Origin of the sequence: Psychroflexus sp. ALD_RP9, assembly GCF_017311165.1 — a bacterium.
GTDB lineage: Bacteria > Bacteroidota > Bacteroidia > Flavobacteriales > Flavobacteriaceae > Psychroflexus.
Genome location: NZ_CP062973.1, coordinates 487,383 through 510,220 on the forward strand (window position 1 = coordinate 487,383; position 22,838 = coordinate 510,220).

The 22,838-nt window shown below is 32.5% G+C and carries 24 protein-coding genes; 16 read left to right on the forward strand and 8 right to left on the reverse strand.

Annotated elements, in window-relative coordinates:
* Positions 1-55: 55 nt before the first annotated feature.
* From IMZ30_RS02260 to IMZ30_RS02280, 5 genes are read right to left on the reverse strand one after another with little or no spacing between them, the layout of a single operon-like run.
* Positions 56-2,380 (reverse strand): M1 family metallopeptidase, encoded by a 2,325-nt coding sequence (locus IMZ30_RS02260; protein WP_207038930.1) that lies wholly within the window; start codon positions 2,378-2,380, stop codon positions 56-58.
* A 3-nt stretch (positions 2,381-2,383) separates the two neighbouring features.
* Positions 2,384-2,884 (reverse strand): DUF6702 family protein, encoded by a 501-nt coding sequence (locus IMZ30_RS02265; RefSeq protein ID WP_207038931.1) that lies wholly within the window; start codon positions 2,882-2,884, stop codon positions 2,384-2,386.
* Positions 2,881-3,642, reverse strand: a complete 762-nt coding sequence (locus IMZ30_RS02270) for a hypothetical protein (RefSeq protein ID WP_207038932.1) — start codon at positions 3,640-3,642, stop codon at positions 2,881-2,883. The genes IMZ30_RS02265 and IMZ30_RS02270 overlap by 4 nt, the downstream gene beginning before the upstream one ends.
* Positions 3,635-4,354: a hypothetical protein gene (locus tag IMZ30_RS02275; RefSeq protein WP_207038933.1), complete on the reverse strand. Its 720-nt coding sequence runs from the start codon at positions 4,352-4,354 to the stop codon at positions 3,635-3,637. Before IMZ30_RS02275 ends, IMZ30_RS02270 begins: the two co-directional genes overlap by 8 nt.
* 44 nt (positions 4,355-4,398) lie before the next feature.
* Positions 4,399-5,166, reverse strand: a complete 768-nt coding sequence (locus IMZ30_RS02280) for a hypothetical protein (RefSeq protein ID WP_207038934.1) — start codon at positions 5,164-5,166, stop codon at positions 4,399-4,401.
* 104 nt (positions 5,167-5,270) lie between these two features.
* On the opposite strand from IMZ30_RS02280, the gene pepE reads away from it, so the two are divergent.
* The 16 genes from pepE to IMZ30_RS02360 all read left to right on the forward strand — a co-directional run bounded on the left by pepE (position 5,271) and on the right by IMZ30_RS02360 (position 19,109).
* Positions 5,271-5,972: a dipeptidase PepE gene (gene pepE, locus IMZ30_RS02285; protein ID WP_207038935.1), complete on the forward strand. Its 702-nt coding sequence runs from the start codon at positions 5,271-5,273 to the stop codon at positions 5,970-5,972.
* Positions 5,972-6,886, forward strand: a complete 915-nt coding sequence (locus IMZ30_RS02290; protein WP_207038936.1) for a glutaminase — start codon at positions 5,972-5,974, stop codon at positions 6,884-6,886. The genes pepE and IMZ30_RS02290 overlap by 1 nt, the downstream gene beginning before the upstream one ends.
* Before the next feature lie 78 nt (positions 6,887-6,964).
* Complete coding sequence (locus tag IMZ30_RS02295; RefSeq protein WP_207038937.1) at positions 6,965-7,513, forward strand: ClpP family protease; 549 nt, start codon at positions 6,965-6,967, stop codon at positions 7,511-7,513.
* 5 nt (positions 7,514-7,518) lie between these two features.
* Complete coding sequence (locus IMZ30_RS02300; RefSeq protein ID WP_207038938.1) at positions 7,519-7,953, forward strand: GNAT family N-acetyltransferase; 435 nt, start codon at positions 7,519-7,521, stop codon at positions 7,951-7,953.
* Positions 7,954-7,955: 2 nt separating this feature from the next.
* Positions 7,956-8,681, forward strand: coding sequence for a M15 family metallopeptidase (locus tag IMZ30_RS02305; RefSeq protein ID WP_207038939.1), 726 nt, complete (start codon positions 7,956-7,958; stop codon positions 8,679-8,681).
* Positions 8,682-8,731: 50 nt separating this feature from the next.
* A complete protein-coding gene (gene gpmI / locus IMZ30_RS02310) occupies positions 8,732-10,255 on the forward strand; it encodes a 2,3-bisphosphoglycerate-independent phosphoglycerate mutase (protein ID WP_207038940.1) in 1,524 nt (507 codons plus the stop codon).
* Positions 10,252-10,785 (forward strand): TlpA family protein disulfide reductase, encoded by a 534-nt coding sequence (locus tag IMZ30_RS02315; protein ID WP_207038941.1) that lies wholly within the window; start codon positions 10,252-10,254, stop codon positions 10,783-10,785. The genes gpmI and IMZ30_RS02315 overlap by 4 nt, the downstream gene beginning before the upstream one ends.
* 9 nt (positions 10,786-10,794) lie before the next feature.
* A complete protein-coding gene (locus IMZ30_RS02320) occupies positions 10,795-11,217 on the forward strand; it encodes a BT0820 family HAD-type phosphatase (protein ID WP_207038942.1) in 423 nt (140 codons plus the stop codon).
* Between the two features lie 6 nt (positions 11,218-11,223).
* Positions 11,224-12,027: a type I methionyl aminopeptidase gene (map, locus tag IMZ30_RS02325; protein ID WP_207038943.1), complete on the forward strand. Its 804-nt coding sequence runs from the start codon at positions 11,224-11,226 to the stop codon at positions 12,025-12,027.
* Positions 12,028-12,211: 184 nt separating this feature from the next.
* Entirely contained in the window at positions 12,212-13,111 is a 900-nt protein-coding gene (locus tag IMZ30_RS02330) for a MerR family transcriptional regulator (RefSeq protein ID WP_207038944.1), read from the forward strand.
* A gap of 1 nt (position 13,112) precedes the next feature.
* Positions 13,113-14,573 (forward strand): phytoene desaturase family protein, encoded by a 1,461-nt coding sequence (locus IMZ30_RS02335; RefSeq protein ID WP_207038945.1) that lies wholly within the window; start codon positions 13,113-13,115, stop codon positions 14,571-14,573.
* A 3-nt stretch (positions 14,574-14,576) separates the two neighbouring features.
* Complete coding sequence (locus IMZ30_RS02340) at positions 14,577-15,416, forward strand: phytoene/squalene synthase family protein (protein ID WP_207038946.1); 840 nt, start codon at positions 14,577-14,579, stop codon at positions 15,414-15,416.
* Entirely contained in the window at positions 15,416-15,862 is a 447-nt protein-coding gene (locus IMZ30_RS02345; protein ID WP_207038947.1) for a sterol desaturase family protein, read from the forward strand. Before IMZ30_RS02340 ends, IMZ30_RS02345 begins: the two co-directional genes overlap by 1 nt.
* Positions 15,862-17,340 carry a 1-hydroxycarotenoid 3,4-desaturase CrtD gene (gene crtD, locus IMZ30_RS02350; protein WP_207038948.1) on the forward strand — a complete coding sequence of 493 codons (1,479 nt, stop codon included), beginning with the start codon at positions 15,862-15,864 and terminating at the stop codon, positions 17,338-17,340. Before IMZ30_RS02345 ends, crtD begins: the two co-directional genes overlap by 1 nt.
* A complete protein-coding gene (locus IMZ30_RS02355; RefSeq protein ID WP_207038949.1) occupies positions 17,324-17,965 on the forward strand; it encodes a carotenoid biosynthesis protein in 642 nt (213 codons plus the stop codon). Before crtD ends, IMZ30_RS02355 begins: the two co-directional genes overlap by 17 nt.
* Positions 17,952-19,109 carry a lycopene cyclase family protein gene (locus IMZ30_RS02360; RefSeq protein WP_207038950.1) on the forward strand — a complete coding sequence of 386 codons (1,158 nt, stop codon included), beginning with the start codon at positions 17,952-17,954 and terminating at the stop codon, positions 19,107-19,109. Before IMZ30_RS02355 ends, IMZ30_RS02360 begins: the two co-directional genes overlap by 14 nt.
* On the opposite strand, the gene IMZ30_RS02365 is transcribed toward IMZ30_RS02360, so the two are convergent.
* The 3 genes from IMZ30_RS02365 to IMZ30_RS02375 all read right to left on the reverse strand — a co-directional run bounded on the left by IMZ30_RS02365 (position 19,096) and on the right by IMZ30_RS02375 (position 22,702).
* Entirely contained in the window at positions 19,096-19,785 is a 690-nt protein-coding gene (locus IMZ30_RS02365) for a DUF3291 domain-containing protein (protein ID WP_207038951.1), read from the reverse strand. The genes IMZ30_RS02360 and IMZ30_RS02365 overlap by 14 nt on opposite strands.
* 2 nt (positions 19,786-19,787) lie before the next feature.
* Complete coding sequence (locus tag IMZ30_RS02370; RefSeq protein WP_207038952.1) at positions 19,788-20,369, reverse strand: TlpA family protein disulfide reductase; 582 nt, start codon at positions 20,367-20,369, stop codon at positions 19,788-19,790.
* Positions 20,370-20,434: 65 nt separating this feature from the next.
* A complete protein-coding gene (locus tag IMZ30_RS02375) occupies positions 20,435-22,702 on the reverse strand; it encodes an aconitate hydratase (RefSeq protein WP_207038953.1) in 2,268 nt (755 codons plus the stop codon).
* Between the last annotated feature and the right edge of the window lie 136 nt (positions 22,703-22,838).

Here is a 22,838-nt window from a genome sequence, read left to right on the forward strand (position 1 = left end):
CAAAAAAACCGACTATATTTTAGATAGTCGGTTTATAAGTTTAAAAGAATATGAGTTAGTTATTTTCTTTAAATTTATCAAACTCAGATTTTTCATCTTCAGATCTTGGCCAGACATTATTAGAGGTATCAACATCGGCAGTTTCAAGTTTAGGATCAACAAGTATTTCAGTAATTTGCTTTTCAGACAAGATTGCCTTTGTTACACTTTGATCATTTTTTCGCCATACTTGAACTGGATAACGCTTCATTTCAGTTGAACCATCAGCATAAGTGAATTTAACTATGATTGGCATTACTAAACCACCTGGTTTATTGAAAGTAACTTCATAAACGTAGTTAGGCATTTCCATGGCATTAATCTCTGCTTGAGAAAAATTATCCATTAAATACTGGTTAAGCTTAGGTGCATTTTTGAGTGGATCTCCAGACAAATCGATTTTTTCAGCTTCTTCAGAAGAGGTGTCTAATAAGTAAACCGCATCTTTGGTACGTTCATTTTCAGCAGGATTTGTAATACCGTATCGCGCTAATAGAGCTTTACCTTCTTCGGTTGGAGTGTTGGTTAAAACGTAAGATTTAACATCTTTTACACCAATATCTACATAATCTGTAGTGTAAAACCAGCCTCTCCAAAACCAGTCTAATTCTACCGCTGATGCGTCTTCCATAGTTCTAAAAAAATCTTCTGGTGTTGGATGTTTGAACATCCATCTTTGCGCGAAAGTTTTAAATGAGTAATCAAATAATTCATGCCCCATAATAGTCTCTCTTAAGATGTTAAGAGCTGTTGCTGGCTTTCCATAAGCATTGTTACCTAGTTGATAAACTTGTTCAGGATTAGTCATAATAGGTGAAATGTAATCCTGATTACCTTTCATATAGTTAACAATTTTACTAGGTTCACCTCGACGGCTTGGATATTTATCTAAAGTGCCATTATTAGATTCAAGAATTTCTGGGTATTCTTTAGCAAATTCTTGTTCTGATAGATATTGCATAAATGTATTAAGGCCTTCGTCCATCCAGCCCCATTGACGCTCATCTGAGTTAACAATCATAGGGAAAAAATTATGACCAACTTCATGAATGATAACGCTAACCATACCATATTTTGCGCGATCTGTTATGGTACCGTCTGGGTTGGGGCGTCCATAATTCCAACAAATCATTGGGTATTCCATCCCTTGGCTTTTAGCATGAACTGAAATTGCTTTATGATATGGATACTTAAATGTAAAATTACTATAAGTTTTTAAAGTACTTGCCACAGCACGAGTTGACCAATCTTCCCATAAAGGGTTGCCTTCTTTTGGATAAAGTGAAACTGCCATTACGTCTTTATCACCAACTTTTACAGCCATCATATCCCAAATAAACTTTCTAGAAGTAGCAAACCCGAAGTCCCGAACATTTTTAGCTTTAAACTCCCAAGTTTTTGATTGCTCTGAAAATCCCTTTTCAGCTTCGATTGCTTCTTCTTCAGTAACAATTACAACAGGTTCATTGTAAGAAGATTTAGCTTTCTCAAATCTTTTTAACATTTGGTCTGAAAATACCTCTTTACGATTTTGTAATTCTCCTGTGGCATCTAAAATGTGGTCTGCAGGAACAGTAATGTTAACTTCGTAATCGCCGAATGGCAAAGCAAATTCTCCACTACCCCAAAATTGATAATTTTGCCAACCTTCTTTATCATTATAAACAGCCATTCTTGGAAAAAACTGTGCAATAACATAGGCACGATTACCGTCTTCTGGGAAAAACTCATAACCTGAACGGCCGCCATCATTAACATGGTCATTAATATTATAGTTCCATTTTATAGAAAATTCAAATGAATCACCAGACTCTAATGGCTCAGCTAAGTTGATGCGCATCATGGTGTAATTAATGGTATGTGATAATGCTTGACCATCATGAGTGACTGACTCGATATTAAACCCGCCATCAAAACCTTCAGTCATGTGCGAATTTACAAAGCCACTAGGTGTTGTTACTGGAGCAAAACCACTACCATTTTTTTTACTGGCTGGGCTATCTTTTTGACGAATATTTTGATCGAGTTGAACCCAAAGGTATTCTAAATCATCTGGAGAGTTGTTGGTATAAGTAATGGTTTCAAAACCGTATAGTTTTGTGTTTTTGTCGTCTAGAACAATATCCATGTCATAATCTGCACGGTTTTGATAATATTTATAACCAGGTGCACCAGCAGCATTTCTATATACGTTTGGAGTAGCAAACTCATCGTAGAGTTGTCTAAACTTATTTTGATTGGTGTGACCTTCTTCTTTTTCAGTTTCTTTTTCTTGAGCTAACGCAAATCCGCTAACAAAGAGATTAAACATTAAAAAATAAAATAATGATTGCTTTTGCATGGTTTATTTATTTATATATAGTGTTTTAGTTTCTAAATCTTTCTCTAATATAAAACTTTGCTTAAAGTTTTTGGCTGTAAAATGAATTAAATTTTTTTGTGTCTTAAACAAATCTATTAAAATTTCATCTTTGATTGTAATTCTTGAAAATGGTTTAATCTGATTAATTTCTATAAAAAGAAACACCATATCATCTTTATATTTAAAGCCGAGGTAGTTGAGCTGTTTAATTTCACCATCTACTTCAACTGAGAACTTTTGGTTAATATAACGCTCGATGTATATTTCAGTTTCTTCGATTTCATTTCCTTCAATTAAAACAAATGGTTTTTGATAACGTTTTTTGAGCACATTTTCAAAATCGTCTACAAACACACGCGAAATAATTTGAATACTATTTTGGTCTTCAATATAATCAACATCTGTAACACTTAAGTAATACTCGTGTTTAGAAGCTGAAAAACTCATTAGAAAACTTAAAATAAAAGCTAGGTTAATATTCATTCCTTAAATTTTAGGCGTTTGTAGTCTTTTGCTTTTTTTTGAATTGAATCATAAACTGCTAATTTATTGCCTTGTAGCGTTTTAAACAAAACCTTATCCTCGGCACAATAATACAGAAAATCTTCTACATATAGCGAATCGATTTTTAAGCGGTTGATGATATAATTTTGTGTGAAATAGCCTTTTAGTTTAGCCTGACGTTTAGTTACTAAATTACTTTGCTTTAATCGCTTTAATTCTGCTAAATCGCCATTTATTGCCATAATAATATAATCTAAAGGGATTGAAGTTGCCGTACCAATATTAAATTTACCTACTCGTTTAAGTTCACGTTCGGGATAACTTAGACGCCGCGGTTTGCGAAAACCTGTAACTTCTACTTGATTAAAAACAGTGTTTTTAACTTTTTGGGCATCTTTTTCTATGAATCCGGTTAAATCATATTGACTTAATACGACTTCAGGTAATTCGTTAATTTCAATCTTTAAGGGGATTTCAACCACTTGATAAAAATCTGACGCCTGAATAATTCTGTAAGCAAATTCATGTTTTATTGATGAAAACACAATACTATCATTTGCTTTAGCTTTAATACTAAATCGACCATTCTTTTGCGTTGTTGTTCCTTGTTTATTGGTAATATTAACAATATTGATTTGGTAACTATCTAATGAATCTGCAATGATTTGTCCTTTAAAAATTTGTGCATAATTGAAGTAAAAACTTAACAATAAGAGCAAACCAAAACATTTATTCATTTGACTGCTTTAAGTTATATTTACTTTTTCGGTACAGTGCTACTTTTGCTTTTATAGCTTCCATAATTTTTAGCCGATCATTTTGTCTCACTAAATTCAGCAATTGTGAGTCTTCAGCACAGTAATATGCAAAATCGTCTTTGTACATCAAATCTAGTTTAAAAAAATTAACCATCAACGAATCGGTTATAAACGGCAAGACCAATTGCTGATTTCTTTGCTCTTGAGCATACTTAATCCGTCGTTTTAATGACGCCATTTGACCATTAAATTGCATAATCATTAAAGCCAAAGGTCCAGATGTTTGCACGGCATATATTTGACGTTGCACAGGAGATAAACGCCGCGGTTTACTAAATCCAAACCTAGCTTTTTGATCTATATATTCAACTTTTACTTGGCTGATATCTTTAGCTACATCTCCTGTTAAATCATATGAGTTTAAAATCACTTCAGGAAGTTCGTTAATTTCAACTTTTAGAGGTATTTCAACTACCTGATTAAAGTCTGATGCCTTAACAATTCGGTAGGCAAATTCATGTTTTACTGATGAAAACACAACACTATCATTTACTTCAGCCGGAATACTAAATCGTCCATTTTTTCGTGTAGTTGTACCTTGTTTATTAGTTATATTAACAATATTAATTTGGTAATTTTCAAGTGAATCGGCAATAATCTTTCCTTCAAAATAGTTTTGAGCAAAAGACATACTTGAGCTTATAAAGCAAAAAATAACTAATAATAAAAAAGTTTTCAACTATTCTTCTTTTTAAACTGCTCAGCTTTAACGAGTAAAAAACGAATTAAGTCAAGCTCATTATCTTTTTTTAATAGGTTTTCAGTTAAACCATTGTTTTCAACAAAAGTGATGAATGGATTAATATTTTCAGGATTTATATTCAACTGCTGTTTAAAAAACTCATCTTGAAAAATACCGCGGAGTTGTTTTTGGGTTCTAGTTTTAGGTTGCTTTGAGGACAAATCTTCTTTAAAAATAGCTCTAAACATGTTAGCAACGTTTAACCCATTTTTAATAAACCTTACTTCTGTGGGACTTTCTTGAACAGTAATTGGCACGTAATTAGGATTATTAGCCTCGTAGCTTTGCATAATTTCTCGAGTATCACTTAAACGCGGATTAACATCAACCAAATTAATTTTTTCTAAATCTAATTCAATATTTCCATTTAAATCATAAGGTGTAACCACAACTTCTTCTAGCTCGTTAACGCCAATATTAATCGTGATAATCATTTGTTTAGAATTTACAATTCCACGATCTACAATAACACTAAAATCTTGGTATTGTACTGCCTTAAATTCAATTTTATCATCAAGACCAACAGCTAGTTTAAATGTGCCATCTGCATTGGTTATGGTACCATATCCAGTTGTGGTATTAAGAACTTCGATTAAAGAAGCTTGTTCATTTTTTGGAACAATAACTTTACCTTTTATAGAAATTCTGTTTTGCGCAACAACGCTAAAACCAATTAAAAAAAATAATAATATTTTATTCATGCTGTAAGTTTATATAAAAATATTAAATGTCTATTAAAATACTGAAATTTATAGGCATAAACTTTTGTTAAGCTGTCTACAATGCTAAATTTACACTTAAAAAGATGAACTGCATTATTGCAAGCACTTCAACTATTCATGGCTCTAATTACCTTGAATATTTAAAACCAAAGTTAATTGATTTCTTCAAATATAAATCTAAACTCGTTTTTATCCCTTTTGCAAGACCTAGCGGAATAAGCCATGATGAATATACCTTAAGAGTAAAAGAATCTCTAGGTGATGTGTTTAATGAGATTAAAGGCTTACATGAGTTTAAGCACCCAATTGAAGCCATTACACAAGCTGAAGCAATTTTTACAGGTGGTGGAAATACATTTTTATTAACTAAAGAACTACATGAACAAGGTTTAATTGAGCCATTAACAATGGCAATTCAAAAAGGTACAAATTACTTAGGGACTTCAGCTGGTAGTAATATTTGTGGGCCAAACATGAAAACTACTAACGACATGCCGATAGTTTATCCGCCAAGCTTTAAAACACTTGGCATACTCAATTTTAACATTAATGCTCATTATTTAGACCCAAACCCGAACTCAACCCACAAAGGCGAAACTCGTGAAACGCGTCTTAAAGAGTTTTTAACACAAAACAACCAATCTGTAGTTGGCTTACGAGAAGGCTCTTACTTAGAGATTGAAGGTCGAAAAATCACTTTAAAAGGTAAGCTAACCGCACGCATTTTCGAAGCAGATAAAACACCTTATGAATTAGAGTCTGGACAAACTTTAAATTACTTGTAATGGATTTTCAAAACCTCCTGAATATCATATATAAAGATTGTAAAAGTACTTCAACTGAAGGTAAAGTTGCTAATTACATTCCAGAATTGGCAAAAATAGATCCCAATAAATTCGGAATGGCTCTAATAACAAAAGATGAAAGTCTCTATCACGTTGGCGATTCTACTGAAGCTTTTTCTATACAAAGTATTGTAAAAGTTATAAGTTTGTGTATAGCCAAAGAATATCTTGGTAAGGACTTGTGGAAGCGAGTTTCTGTAGAACCTAGCGGTACGCCGTTTAATTCCTTAACAGAACTTGAACGCGAGAATGGCATCCCAAGAAATCCCTTTATTAATGCAGGTGCTTTAGTTGTAACAGACGTTCTAATTGATATCTTAGAATATCCTAAACAAGACTTTTTAAAGTTTGTGCGTCGATTAACTAAAGACAATAGTATTAAATACAACGCTGAAGTTGCTAGTAGCGAACAAAAACACGGTTACCGAAATACGGCTTTAATCAACTATATGAAGGCTTTAGGTAATATTAATAACTCACCTGCTGAAGTTTTAGATTTGTATTATCACATGTGTGCAATTGAAATGAACTGTGAGCAACTCGCTAGAACATTTTTGGTATTTGCCAATCAAGGTCGTCTTGCAAATTCTAATGAAGAGGTTATTTCTGCTAAAAGCGTAAAACGAATTAACGCAATTATGCAGACCTGCGGTTTCTATGATGAAGCAGGAGAGTTTGCTTATAAAGTTGGTTTACCTGGTAAAAGTGGTGTTGGCGGTGGCATTGTGGCAGTACATCCTAACGCTTATTCTGTCGCGGTTTGGAGCCCCAAACTTAATCGAAAAGGAAATTCACAATTAGGAATATCAGCCTTAGAAAGCTTAACAAGTTTATCAGGCTTGTCAGTTTTTTAAACGAAAGTGTTAAGAGGCTAATAAGTCAAGCTAATTTTTAAAAATATTAGTTTAATTTAGCAATTTAAAATCAATTATATGAGCAATAAACCTAATAAAGTTCAAGATTTAATAGACAATAAATTTCTAGAAGAACGTAAAGTATTTTTAAACGGTCAAGTTGACGGTAAAAGTGCTAAACACCTTATCGATCGTCTACTCTACTTAGACCTTTTAGAAACTAAAGATATTCAACTTTATATTAATAGCCCTGGTGGTTATGTAACCGATGGTTTTGCTATTTACGATACCATAACCTCACTTAACAGTGATGTTTCTACTATTTGTTCTGGCTTAGCAGCTTCAATGGGCTCTATTTTATTATCAGTTGGTGCAAAGGGTAAGCGTTATATTCAGCCACATGCTAAGATCATGATACACCAACCTCTCGGAGGCGCTCAAGGTCAGGCTTCAAACATTGAAATTCAAGCACGTGAGATTCTTAAAACAAAAGAGTTAAGTGCCCAAATTTTAGCAGATAATTGTGGTCAAGATTTTGATAAAGTCATGAAAGACTTTAGTCGAGATTATTGGATGGATGCTCAAGAATCTCTAGAATACGGTATTGTTGATGGCATTCTAAAATAATATTCATGAAAATACGACCCACTTCTGCTAAAGAATGCTTGCCACTAAGACAAGAAGTTCTTAGAAATGGGAAAGATTTTAGCTTTTGTAAATTTAAAGGCGACACCTTAAATAGCACTTATCACTTAGGTGCATTTAAACAAGAAAAAATCATTGGTATTGTTAGTCTATTTGAGGCTAATATATCGCATTTTACGAATCACTCGCAATATCAATTACGTGGTATGGCTATCAGTCCAGGATTTCAAGGCCAAGGTATTGGCAGAAATTTGTTAACAAATGCTGAAGATTTACTTATTACTAATCAAATTAAATTAGTTTGGTGTAATGCAAGAACTTCAGCGCTTGATTTCTACAAAAAGCAACATTATCAAAGCTTAGGTGAAAAGTTCCAGATTGAAGGAGTTGGACCACATATTAAACTTTACAAATTTCTTTAATTGTGAAGCGATCAAAATTTTTACAACTTACAAGTTTTGCATCAGCTTTTATTGTAAATCCGCTCATATGGCCTCAAAGCACTAAAGTTAAGATAGAACAATTAATGGGCCTAAATCAATCTCATTTAAACGCTCAAAATACTTTAGAAAATCAAACTTACATCGCTTATTTAAGTTTAAAAGATGCGGCTAAAAAAGCTGGAATAGACTTAAAAATCGTTTCTGCTTATCGAAGTTTTCAAGATCAGAAACGAATTTTTGAAACTAAATTTAAGCGCAACAAATCTAAAGGCTTATCTGATGCTGAAAATATTAAAAATATTATTAATTACTCTACAATACCAGGCACATCAAGACATCATTGGGGTACAGATTTTGATATAATTGATGCTAACGTTAAAAAACCCAAAGGTGATTTATTACTTGAAAAACATTATCACGGCAATGGAGTTTACTGTAAATTATTTGAATGGATGCAAGAAAACGCTTCTAAATATGGGTTTAAATTAGTCTACACCAATAATTTTCATCGCAAAGGCTTCAAATATGAGCCTTGGCACTACTCCTATCAGCCAGTGGCGAAAACTTTTTTTTCAATACAACAATCTAATGAGTTTAGATCAAAATGGAATCAACTTCAATTTGTAGGTAAAAGTAACATAACTTCAAAAATTCTAAATAATTATTTTAATGAGCATCTTAGAGATATTAATCCGTCTCTTAAATGAAGCATTATTTTCTGTAATTATTCATACTTTAGCACAAAAGAAACAAACCCATGAATAAAAAAGTTATTTTAACCATTCTAGACGGTTGGGGCATTGCCAAAAACAAATCGGTTTCGGCCGTTGATACTGCCAAAACACCTTGCATGGATAAGCTTTACAAAACTTACGCAAATGCAACTTTGCGCACAGATGGCCTTAATGTTGGCTTACCTGAAGGCCAAATGGGGAACTCTGAAGTTGGGCATATGAATCTTGGTGCTGGGCGTATTGTTTATCAAGATCTTGTAAAAATAAATAGGGCTGTTGAAAAAAACACACTGAAAGATGAGCCTGTCTTAGCACAAGCTTTTAACTATGCCATAGAGAATAACAAATCTGTTCACTTTTTAGGATTAGTTAGTGATGGTGGCGTACATTCTCATATCAAACACCTTGAAGGCCTTGTAAAAGCGGCAAATGACGCTGGTGTTCAAGAAAGTTTTATTCATGCTTTTACAGACGGTCGTGATGTTGACCCAAATTCAGGGATAGATTTTATTAAATCAATTGAAGATTTCAATAAAAACTACAAAACTAAACTCTCCAGTATTATAGGAAGATATTATGCGATGGATCGTGACAAGCGTTGGGAGCGAATTGCTAAAGCCTATAATTTAATTATCAACGCTGAGGCTGAAGTCAACACTACAAATCCAGTTGAAGCCATTGAACAAAGTTATTCTAATAACATCACAGATGAGTTTATTGAACCTATAAAAATCGACTTAAAAGATTCTACCAATAACGGTCAAATACAAAAAGGTGATGTAGTTATATTTTTTAATTTTAGAACTGATCGCGGACGACAATTAACGCAAGCACTAAGCCAAGAAGATTTTAAAGACGTTGGTATGGCACATTTACCCTTATATTTTGTGACCATGACACAATACGACGATACCTTTGAAAATATTAATATTGTTTATAAAAAAGAACATTTAAAAGCAACTTTAGGTGAAGTTTTAGAATACACCGGTAAATCTCAAATTCGCGCTGCAGAAACCGAAAAATATCCGCATGTTACCTTTTTCTTTTCTGGCGGCCGTGAAAACCCTTTCAGAGATGAAAAACGTATTATGGTTAACTCTCCAAAAGTAGCTACATATGATTTAAAACCTGAAATGAGCGCATTTGAACTTCGTGATAAATTAATACCTGAAATTGAAAATGAAACAGCTGATTTCATGTGTATTAATTTTGCTAATCCTGATATGGTAGGCCACACAGGCGATTTCAATGCAGCTGTAAAAGCTTGCGAAACAGTTGATACTTGTTTACAATCTTTAATTAACGCCGCAGAAAAAAATAACTATACAGTAATTGTGATAGCTGATCATGGTAACAGCGAAACCATGAAAAACGAAGATGGTTCGCCAAATACGGCACATACAACTAATCCAGTACCATTTATTATAGTCGATCAAGACATAAAATATGTTAACGAAGGGATTCTAGGTGACATAGCACCAACAATCCTGGATTTGATGGGTATTGAACAGCCTGATTTAATGACACAAAAATCCCTAATCTCATGAAAAATATTTTTAAAGCCTTATTTGTTTTAGTTATAACTTTAACTTCAAATATAAACGGATTACATGCCCAGAATTATGAAATCATGCTGGGTGAATTCAGTTTAGAAGAATTAAAATCAACAAAAAATTCAACTTGGTATCTAAAAGAATACAAGTCTTATAACCCTAACAATCGGGTTGTAAACCAAATTGCTTCACTTGATAATTTAGACGAACTTAACATTGAAATATATTTAGGAACATGGTGTCCTGACAGTCGTCGTGAATTACCTCGATTGGTTAAAATATTAGATTTAATCAATTTTGATAAAGACGAACTAAAAATGATTGGCGTAACAAGAAGTAAAAAAGTACCTGAAATTACTAAAGAAAAAGCCAAGCAACTTAATATTATAAATGTACCGACCATCATAGTTTATAAAAATGGCAAAGAACTAAACCGTTATGTCGAGTTTGCAGTAGAAACAATCGAAAAAGATTTGTTTAAAATTATGGCTGAAAAAGACTATATACATAGCTACGACTTTTAATAACTTACTATGATTTCACAAAAAAAACCAATTATAGCAGTAGATTTTGACGGAACTATTGTAGAAAATAAATATCCTGGAATTGGCGAACCAATGTTGTTTGCATTTGAAACCCTTAAAAAATTACAAGAAACAGGCCATATTCTAATATTATGGACCTACCGAAGCGGCAAAAGTCTTGAAGAAGCGGTTAACTTTTGTAAAGATAATGGCATCGAGTTTTATGCCATTAATAGAAGTTACCCTGAGGAAGAATTTTCAGAAGAAATTAGTAGAAAAATTCAAGCCGATATTTTTATTGATGACCGAAATATTGGTGGATTTTACGGTTGGGGAAATGTATATCGCGAATTGATTGGAGAAGATGATGCATTAAAAAATAAACCAACAAAAAAAAATAAAAAAGGACTATTTAATAAACTTTTTAAATAACAATTCATGATTATCCCTAAATCTAAAGAAGAAATTGAATTAATGCGTGAAAGTGCACTTATAGTTTCTAAAACTTTAGGCATGATTGCTAAAGAGGTTAAACCAGGTGTTACCACATTAGAACTTGACAAAAAAGCAGAAGAATTTATACGAGATCATGGTGCAATCCCTGGATTTTTGGGTTTATATGACTTTCCAAATACGCTTTGCATGAGTCCAAATGCTCAAGTTGTGCATGGCATCCCAAACAATAAAGCTTTAGAAGAAGGCGACATCATTTCTATAGATTGTGGCGCCATTAAAAATAATTTTTATGGAGACCATGCTTACACCTTTGAAGTTGGAGAGGTTAGTAATGAGGTAAAACAACTTCTTGAGGTAACAAAAACATCCTTATATAAAGGGATTGAACAATTTAAACTAGGTAATCGCGTAGGTGACGTTGGTTTTGCTATTCAAAAACATGCTGAAAAACACGGCTATGGCGTTGTTAGAGAATTAGTAGGTCATGGTATCGGTAAAACGATGCATGAAGATCCAGAAATGCCAAATTATGGTAAACGTGGCCGTGGAAAACGTTTTGTTGAAGGTATGACGGTTGCCATAGAACCAATGATTAATTTAGGCACCAAACGCGTCAAACAATTACCTGATGGGTGGACCATTTTAACAGCCGATATGAAACCAAGTGCCCACTTTGAACATGACGTTGCTTTAGTTAATGGAGAGCCTAAATTATTATCAACTTTCGATTACATATATGAAGCTTTAGGAATTACTTCAAATGAGGAAGACCAATTTAAATTCTAGTTTTTGAATAATTACTTAAAGATTTATTCTTTATTTAATAATACTTCATTATCAATATTTTAATCCAAAGCCTGAGAGTTAGATATATATTTAACAAATGTTAACATTTGTGTTTAATTTTTAACGCTGTCTTTTAAACAAAATAAGTTTCTATTCTATATTTTTGGTTTTGTTAAACTTCGTTATGGGAAATATAAAACAAAACTTCAGTATCAAAGACTTAGAATCTTTAAGTGGAATTAAAGCACACACGATTAGAATGTGGGAAAAACGTTATGGAGTTCTAAAACCAAAACGAACCGATTCTAATATTAGAACATATGATGTTAGTGGTTTACAAAAAATTTTAAACATCACATTTTTGAATGAAAACGGTTATAAAATTTCTCGTATTTCGAAAATGACTGATGAAGAAATCAACAATCTTGTTAAAAATATTACTACAAGCAAAAGTAATATGAATCGTGCTTTGAAGTCATTTAAAGTAGCGATGATGAATTTTGACCAAGCTTTGTTTTTAAAAACCTATGATAATTTATTGGAATCTAAAACATTTGGAGAAATCTATAACGATGTTTTTATACCGTTGCTACAAGAAATTGGATTTTTATGGCAGGCTGAAACAATTACTCCAGCTCATGAACAATTCATATCAACTTTAATTAAACAAAAGTTATTTATTAATATTGAAAAACTTCAATTTGAAGAGCCATCAAAGACTGATAAAGTTTTCATATTATTTCTACCTGAAGAAGAAATTCATGATATAGGTTTATTTTACACCAATTATGAATTGCTTTTGCACGGTTATAAAGTTATATTCCTTGGTCAAAGTCTACCGATGGATGATTTAACTTATTTATCTCAGCTTTTTGATAAAACGGTTTTTTTAAGTTATTTAACAGTAAAACCTGAAAACATTGAAAAATATATAACTACTTTTAATGAAAAAGTAATTGCAGGAAGCAATGCTGAATATTGGTTACTAGGAAGAAAATCAGTCGAGTTAATTGAAAGTGATTTCGAATTACCGCCTCAAATTAAAAGTTTTAAGACCCTAAACGACCTAACTCTAAATTTATAAAATGAATAAAAAGATTTCAATTATAGGTTCTGGCTTTTCATCCTTATCAGCCGCATGCTATTTGGCAAAAGCGGGATTTGATGTACAAGTTTTTGAAAAAAACGATAGTATTGGTGGTCGTGCAAGACAATTTAAAGCTGAAGGTTTTACTTTTGATATGGGACCATCTTGGTATTGGATGCCTGATGTATTTGAACGCTTTTTTGCTGATTTTGACAAAAAACCTTCAGATTTTTATTCCTTAGACAAACTTGACCCTGGTTATCAGGTTGTCTTTGGAGAAGATGAACATGTTAAAATCGGTGATAACCTAGAGAAAATATATGAAGTATTTGACGACGAAGAAAAACATGGCGCTAGTAAATTAATGAAATTTATAAATAATGCTCAAGAAAATTATGACATAGCTATTAAAGATTTAGTTTATAAGCCTGGTGTTTCTGCTTTAGAGCTCGTAACCCCAAAAACTATTAAAAAGTTAGGCGCATTTTTTAGTACTGTAGACAAAGATGTAGAAAAAGCCTTTAAAAGTGATAAGCTAAAACAAGTTTTAAAGTTTCCCGTCTTGTTTCTAGGTGCTAAACCCAGTGAAACACCATCTTTTTATAATTTTATGAATTATGCAGATTTCGGCTTAGGCACATGGCATCCTAAAGGTGGTTTTTTTGAAGTGATTAAAGCAATGGAAAAACTAGCCAAATCACTTGGTGTGAAAATTAATACTAAGTCGAATATTACTAAAATTGGTGTTAAAAATAATAAGATTACACATTTAGAAGTTAATGAAAACTCAATAGATAGTGATATTATTTTATCTGGTGCAGATTATCATCATACGGAAACATTATTAGACGAAAAGTATAGGCAATACACAGAAAAATATTGGGATAAAAAAGTATTCGCACCATCTTCTCTGTTGTTTTATCTAGGTTTTGATAAAAAAATTAAAAATGTAGAGCATCATAATTTATTTTTTGATGTAGATTTCAACCAACATGCACATAGCATATATACAGATCCTAAATGGCCTAATGAACCTCTTTTCTACGCAAATTTTACTTCTAAAACTGATTCAAATACAGCACCAGAAGGCTGTGAGAATGGATTTTTTTTAGTGCCTATCGCACCAGGCCTTGAAGATACTGAAAGTTTAAGAGACCAATATTTTGATATAGTAATTTCAAGATTCGAAAAGTTAACTAAACAAAATGTTAGAGACCATATCATTTATAAAAAATCATATTGTGTAAATGATTTCAAAAGAGATTACAATTCTTACAAAGGTAATGCCTACGGTATGGCAAACACATTACTACAAACCGCTTTCTTAAGACCAAAACTAAAAAGCAAAAAAGTGAAAAATCTTTATTTTACAGGACAATTAACTGTCCCTGGACCAGGCGTACCACCAGCATTAATCTCAGGAAAATTAGTTGCACAACTCATTGAAAAAAATCTATAAGCTATGAAATCAATTTTTGACAATGTTGCCAGAGATTGCAGTAAGATTGTTACTAAATCATACAGCACCTCATTTTCTTCTGCAACAAAGCTACTAGCACCATCAATCAGACAAGACATATATAATATATATGGTTTTGTAAGATTCGCAGATGAAATAGTTGACACTTTTCATGATTATGACAAGCAAAAACTGTTTGATAAATTTAAAGCTGAAATGTATGAAGCGATCGAAGACAAGATTAGTTTGAACCCAATACTTAATGCATTTCAAGAAACTGTTCATAAGTATAATATTCCAGCCGAATTGTACGAATCATTCATGGAAAGTATGGAAAAGGACTTATTTAAAAATGAATACTTGACAAAAGAAGAGTATGAAGCCTACATTTATGGTTCTGCGGATGTTGTTGGTTTAATGTGTCTTAAAGTTTTTGTTAAGGGTAATCAAGATGAATATGAAGCTTTAAAACATGACGCTATGAAGTTAGGTTCAGCTTTTCAAAAAGTTAATTTCTTAAGAGATTTAAAAGCTGATTGTGAAGAACTTGAACGCTCTTATTTTCCTAATGCTAATCTTAATTGCTTAGATGAAGCCACAAAAAACGACATCATTAATGAAATTGAAGCTGACTTTAAAGCTGGCTTACGAGGAATTATTAAACTACCTGTTGAAGCTAAACTAGGTGTTTATACGGCTTATGTATATTATTCAAAACTCTTGCAAAAGCTAAAAAACACACCTTCTTTAGAAATAAAAAAGAAAAGAATTAGAGTACCAGATTATCAAAAAGCTAGCCTACTTGCGCAATCTTACCTATCTTGTAGACTTAATTTAATATGATGGAAATAGTATTATGGCTAACTATATTTTTAGCTACATTTAGTGCAATGGAATTTATGGCATGGTTTACACACAAGTATGTCATGCATGGTTTTTTATGGTCTTTACATAAAGATCACCACAAGAAAGATCATAATTCTTGGTGGGAACGTAACGATTTATTTTTTGTGTTCTACGCTATTGTAAGCATGTACTTTTTCATGAGTGATATTCGTTTTGGTATTGCTATTGGCGCAGGAATTGCCGCCTATGGTTTAGCCTATTTTTTGGTGCATGATATTTTTATTCATCAACGATTTAAATTATTTCGAAAAGCTGATGGCTGGTACGCAAAGGCAATAAGACGTGCACATAAAATGCATCACAAACATCTGGGAAAGGAACATGGAGAATGCTTTGGAATGCTTTTACCTCCCATAAAATATTTTAAGAAATACTTATCTTAATGGGTAAACAAGCTATTGTGGTTGGTGCCGGAATTGCTGGATTGGCGTCTGCGCTACGTTTAAGGCATAATAACTATGAAGTCACTATTGTAGAACAAAATAATTATACTGGTGGAAAATTACATGCCATAAATCGAGGTGCTTACCGGTTTGATCTTGGGCCTTCTTTATTTACGCTTCCTTATTTAGTAGACGAATTATTTGAATTGTATGATAAAAAACCAAGTGATTACTTCAACTATCATCGTAAAAAAAATATTTGCAACTACTTTTGGGAAGACGGACTTCGTTTTTCAGCAAGTGCAAACTTAGATAAATTTATTTCAGAAGCGAGCCACACATTCAATGAACCTATTGAAAATATAAAATCATATCTTAAGAAAACTGAAAAAAAATATCAGTTAACTTCTAACTTGTTTTTAGAAAAATCACTACATCAATTTAAAACCTACTTATCTTTAGATACGCTAAAAGCCATTAAAGATATTGGGGTTTTAGACTTAAATACAAATCTTAATAGTGTAAACGAAAAAGCTTTTGTAAACCCAAAACTCACCCAGTTGTTTAATCGTTACGCCACCTATAATGGGTCGTCACCTTATAAAACACCTGGCATAATGAGTATGATTCCGTATCTAGAGATGTATAAAGGCACCTTTCTTCCAGAAAACGGTATGCATGATATTTCACAAAGCTTAACTAAATTAGCAAAAGATGTTGGAATTAACATTGAACTCAACACAAGGGTTGAAACTATTAAGACTCACAAAAATAAGGCTAAAGCTGTAGTTACTGATTCATCCGAAATTGAAGCTGACATTGTGGTTTGCAACATGGATGTTTTTTCAGCTTATCAATCATTTTTGAAAGATTTAAAGCCTCCGCAAAAGACATTAAATCAAGAAAGATCAAGTTCGGCATTAATTTTTTATTGGGGAATCACTAAAACATTCCCTGAATTAGATTTACATAATATTTTATTTTCAGAAAACTACAAAGCCGAGTTTAACCATATTTTTAATAAAAAATACTTTTACAAAGACCCAACTGTTTATATTAATATTACATCAAAGGAAGTTGAATCGGACGCTCCGAAAGGCCATGAAAATTGGTTTGTAATGGTTAATGCACCAACTAATGACAACCAAAACTGGAAAGAGCAAACTACCTACATCAGAGAAAAAATAATCAATAAAATTAATCGTGTCTTAAATACTAGAATAGAAAACTACATTGCTAATGAGCATGTTTTAACACCAGTTGAAATTGAAAAAGAAACTTCGTCTTTTAAAGGTTCGCTTTATGGTACTTCTAGTAATAATAAATTTGCGGCTTTTTTAAGACATCCTAACTTTTCATCCCAATTAAACAACTTGTATTTTTGTGGCGGGAGCGTTCATCCTGGCGGTGGTATTCCGCTTTGCTTACTCTCAGGCAAAATTGTCTCAGATCTTGTTTATCATGACCATAACAAATAAACATCAAAACCTAGCCATTAGTGTGCTTTGGCTGTTCCATATCTCTGGAATTATAGGTATTTCATTAGGCTATAAATCGTGGTTTATGCCAAAAACAAGTATTAATCTGTTAGTACTTTTAGGCATTGTAATTTTAACCTACAACTTGTTAAATTCAAAAAGTTTTGTTTTATTTTTTCTAGTTTCAATTATAGGCTTTTTCGCAGAAGTCTTAGGTGTTAATTATGGATGGTTTTTTGGAGATTATAAGTATGGCGAAAATTTAGGCGTTAAGCTACTTGGTGTTCCTTTGTTAATCGGTATAAACTGGGGAATATTAAGTTTAGTAACGGCTAAATTAGCAAGTTATATTACACCTAAACTATCGCTGTTTTTTCAAGCCTTTATTGGTGCATCATTAATGCTTCTCTTAGATTTTTTTATGGAAGCTTCTGCTCCTAAATTTGACTTTTGGAGGTTTGATAACTCTACTGTTCCATTAAGTAATTACATCGCTTGGTTTGCTTTTGCTTATATTTTTAATCTTACAATTCTGCACTTTAAAGTATTAGGAAACTTTAAAATTGCTCTAAATATTTATATCGCACAACTCATCTTTTTCATCTACTTCTATGTCTACTTTTAAATATATCATAGTTGGTGCTGGTGCTGCAGGATTACATCTCACTTTAGCGATGTTAAGACAAAACCTACTAAAAAGTAATGAAAAGCTTTTAATCATTGAGCCTGGTTTAAAAAAACAAAATGATAAAACCTGGTGTTTTTGGGAAAAAGAACAAGGTAATTGGAATCAAATACTTACTAAATCATGGAATCGTGGTAGAGTAACAGCTAAAAATGAAGCGATTGATTTTAACTTAAACCAGTATCGTTATAAAATGTTAAACTCGATTGATTTTTATGAATTTGCCAAAACTAAAATTGAACTTGAACCAAACATACATTGGCTAAAAGATGAAGTTATAGAACTTAGTGAGTCGGCAAACGGTCAAGTTGAAGTGATTACAAAAACATATACATTTAGCTCTCAATTGGTATTTGATAGCCGAATTACAAAAGATTTTTTCTCACCGAATAAATATTATAAAATTAATCAACATTTTAAAGGTTGGTTTATAGAAACTGAAAATCATTTTTTTAATCCTGAACGCTTCACAATGATGGATTTTAGCATCAAGGATGGCCAATCAACAAGCTTTACTTATATATTACCAATTTCTACCACGAAAGCCTTAGTTGAGTTTACTTATTTTACACCAAATCTTGTTGACAATCATATTTACGATCAATTTTTAAACAAGTATCTTGAACACAAAAATGCACCCAAATACAAAATTATTAGTGTGGAACAAGGCAACATCCCTATGACTAATTTTCCTTTTGAGCAATATTCAACAGACTCAATCATTAAAATTGGTACAGCTGGTGGTTGGGTAAAAGCTTCAACTGGATATGCTTTTAAAAATTGTGAACGCCAAGCCGATCATATCGTTAGAAAACTTCTTAATAGGCAAAAGCTAACAACAAGTTCTTCATCTAAATACAAACATTACGATAAGTTATTTTTAGATGTGTTAAGTCATCAAAATAATTTTGGAGAGATGCTTTTCTATAAAATGTATAAACGCAATAAAATTGAAACAATTTTTAAGTTCCTTGACGAAAAATCAAACTTGCTTGAAGATTTTTCTATCATATCTAATTTAACTTCAACTCCATTTATCAAGGCATTTGGAAAGCACATTTTATCGGGATTTAAGTTGAAGTAATTTTTTTAATATCTAGCACCCTAAACCGCGCAAATAATTCTTCACTATACCAATTAATCTGACGTGTTTTTTTTATCACGTTTACATGCTCTTGACTTTGATAAGCAAATTTATTTAAACCCTCGATAGATTTCCATAAGCTAAAAGTGGCCATTTCAAAAAAAGGCACTTCACCATAACCTTTAGTATATATTAAATCAACTGCATTTTGTAAAGGTTTTTGTGAGTTTGGCACTGCTTTCCAAAATTCAAGTAGCTTTGAAGGCTTAATACTTGCACGCGTGATCACAGCTATTTTAGAATCAGATGGAGTATTTGAAATTTCAGAAGACTTAAAACGAAATGGATTTTTGCTATTCCACAAACCGCGCGATTGAATAGGTTGCATTTCTATAATTTTATGCTGTTTCGATTGCTGCCTATAGCGTTTGTAAAGTTGAGATTTTTCAAAAAAGTTGGTAGCATCTTCTTTTGATTTCCACGTTTGAAGTATAGCATAAGTACTCCAATCAGGAAAAGGATTAAAATTAGATTTACCGCTTCCAAATAGCTTATAAAATTCTTGTCCTTGAACTTTAGAAAGGGATTGGTGTGCAAATTGCATCATAAAAAAAGCCCATAACTTAGATTGAAACGAATTAAACTTAAACTCAGTTAAAGTTACAAATTGCTTCATTATTACTTGATTAATCGATTTAAAGTATTGTGAACACTTTCTGAATTCCAATCGGCAGCACCGACTTTATACATTATTATGTTTCCTTGCTTGCTGACTACATAAGTTGTTGGCAAGCTAGAACTACGCAGTTTTTCTGGTGGTACAGACAAGCTGTAGTAAACTGGTAAATTATAATTATTATTTTTCAAAAATGTATTAACTTTAGTTTTATCATCAGAAGTAATAAAATAAAAATCGATATTTTCTTTATATCTATTATACAAATCTTGAAGACTTTGCATTTCAGCAATACATGGTCCACACCAAGTCGCCCAATAATTTATAACTACAACTTTAGATTTAGAGTTTGAAAAATTAATTTTCTCATTGTCTCTTTCTAACAACCAATCATAATTTGAGATATGTTCTTGTTGGTCTTGACTTAGTTCAGATGGGCTAAATGCAATAAGTTTATTAAGTGCTACTTGAATGGGCAATCGAGTTTGAGGAACAATTAATAAAACAAGTATAACCACAAAAAGAATATTACTCCAATGGCGCTTGAACCAAGACTGCTTATTGTTATTTTCAGGTAATTTCATATAGCTAAAATATAACAAAAAACCACCCAAAAAGGTGGTTTTTTCGTTAAAAATAAGCCAAGTAATTAAGCTTTATTTTGCTGTTTAATCATGTTTAAAGCAGAGCCTAATCTAAACCAATTAATTTGTGTTTCATTATACGTGTGGTTTGTTTTTATTGTATCTTTTGAACCATCTGCATGAACTAATTCTATTGTTAGAGGTTTATCTTCTGCAAACTGATCTAAATCTAAGAAGTTAAATGTGTCATCTTCTTGAATTAAATCGTAATCGTTCTCGTTTGCAAAAGTTAAGCCTAACATACCTTGTTTTTTAAGGTTAGTTTCGTGTATACGAGCAAAAGATTTAACAATAACTACACGAACACCTAAATGTCTAGGCTCCATAGCTGCATGTTCTCTAGAAGAACCTTCACCATAATTATGATCTCCAACTACTACTGTCGGAATACCTTCAGCTTTGTACTGACGCTGAGTTTTAGGTACGGCATCGTATTTACCTGTTAACTGACTTTTTACAAAGTTAGTTTTCATATTGAATGCATTTACAGCTCCAATCAAACAGTTATCAGAGATATTATCTAAGTGACCTCTATATTTTAACCAAGGTCCAGCCATAGAAATGTGGTCTGTAGTACATTTACCATGTGCTTTTATTAATAATTTTGCTCCTGTTATGTTTTTACCATCCCAAGGTTCAAAAGGTGTTAAAAGCTGAATTCTACTTGAATTAGGATCTACTTTAACTTCAACATTACTACCGTCTTCTTTAGGAGGTAAATAACCATTATCTTCAACATCAAAACCAAGCTCAGGTAATTCAATACCTTGTGGTGGATCTAGTTTTACTTCTTCTCCATCTTCATTAATTAAAGTATCATTCATTGGGTCAAAATCTAGACGGCCTGAAATTGCAATTGCAGCTACCATTTCTGGGGAACCTACAAAAGCATGTGTATTAGGATTACCATCAGCACGTTTCGAGAAGTTTCGGTTAAAGGAGTGAACAATAGTATTTTTCTCATCACCTTTCATGTCGCTTCTATCCCATTGACCAATACATGGTCCACAGGCATTAGTAAAAATGGTTGCTCCTAAATCTTCAAAAACCTGTAGCAAACCATCACGATCTGCTGTAAACCTAATTTGTTCAGAGCCTGGATTAATTCCGAAATCAGACTTTGGTTTTAGTTTTTTGTCGACAGCTTGCTTAGCGATTGAAGCAGCTCTTGTTAAATCTTCGTAGGAAGAATTAGTACAAGACCCTATTAAACCCCAATCTACTTTTATTGGCCAATCATTTTCTTTTGCTTTTTTGCCAAGTTCTCCAACTGGGGTAGCTAAATCTGGCGTAAATGGCCCATTTAAATGAGGTCTTAAAGTGCTGAGGTCAATTTCAATTACTTGATCGAAATATTGGTCAGGATTTGCATAAACTTCATCATCACCTGTTAGGTGTTCTCTTATTTTATTAGCTTCATCTGCGATTTCACTTCGATCGGTTGCTCTTAAGAAGCGCTCCATAGAATCATCATAACCAAAGGTTGAAGTTGTAGCACCAATTTCAGCTCCCATGTTACAAATAGTACCTTTTCCTGTACATGATAAGTTTTTTGCTCCTTCGCCAAAATATTCTACAATACAACCTGTACCACCTTTTACTGTAAGTATTTCAGCGACCTTTAATATAACATCTTTGGCAGCTGTCCAACCTTGTGGTTGACCAGTTAACTTAACACCTATTAATTTAGGAAATTTTAATTCCCATGGCATACCTGCCATTACATCAACAGCATCTGCACCACCAACTCCAATAGCTACCATACCAAGGCCACCAGCATTTACGGTGTGTGAGTCGGTACCAATCATCATTCCGCCAGGAAATGCATAATTTTCAAGAACAACTTGATGAATTATTCCTGCACCTGGTTTCCAAAATCCAATACCGTATTTGGTAGAAACAGATTCTAAGAAATCAAAAACCTCTTTACTGGTATCATTAGCTCGAGCAAGATCTTTGTTAGCACCTTGCTTGGCCTGAATTAAGTGATCGCAGTGAACTGTTGTTGGGACTGCAACTTTATCTTTACCGGCTTGCATAAATTGAAGCAAAGCCATTTGAGCTGTCGCATCTTGACATGCAATACGGTCTGGAGAAAACTCTACATAATCTTTTCCTCTTTTAAAGTTTTTGCTTGGTTCTCCATCCCATAAATGAGAATATAAAATTTTCTCTGCAAGCGTCAATGGTTTTCCTACTGTTTCACGCGCTTTTTCTACGCGATCTGCCATTTGACTATAAACTTGCTTTATCATATCAATATCAAAAGCCATAAATATAGTTTTAAGTTATTGCACAAAAATAAGAAAAGTCCTATAACTTTAAAAATCAATAAAGAAAAGGAATATAAATGATATATTATTCAATAAAAGATCATTTTTAGTACTGTTTTTTACGAAAAAAACTATT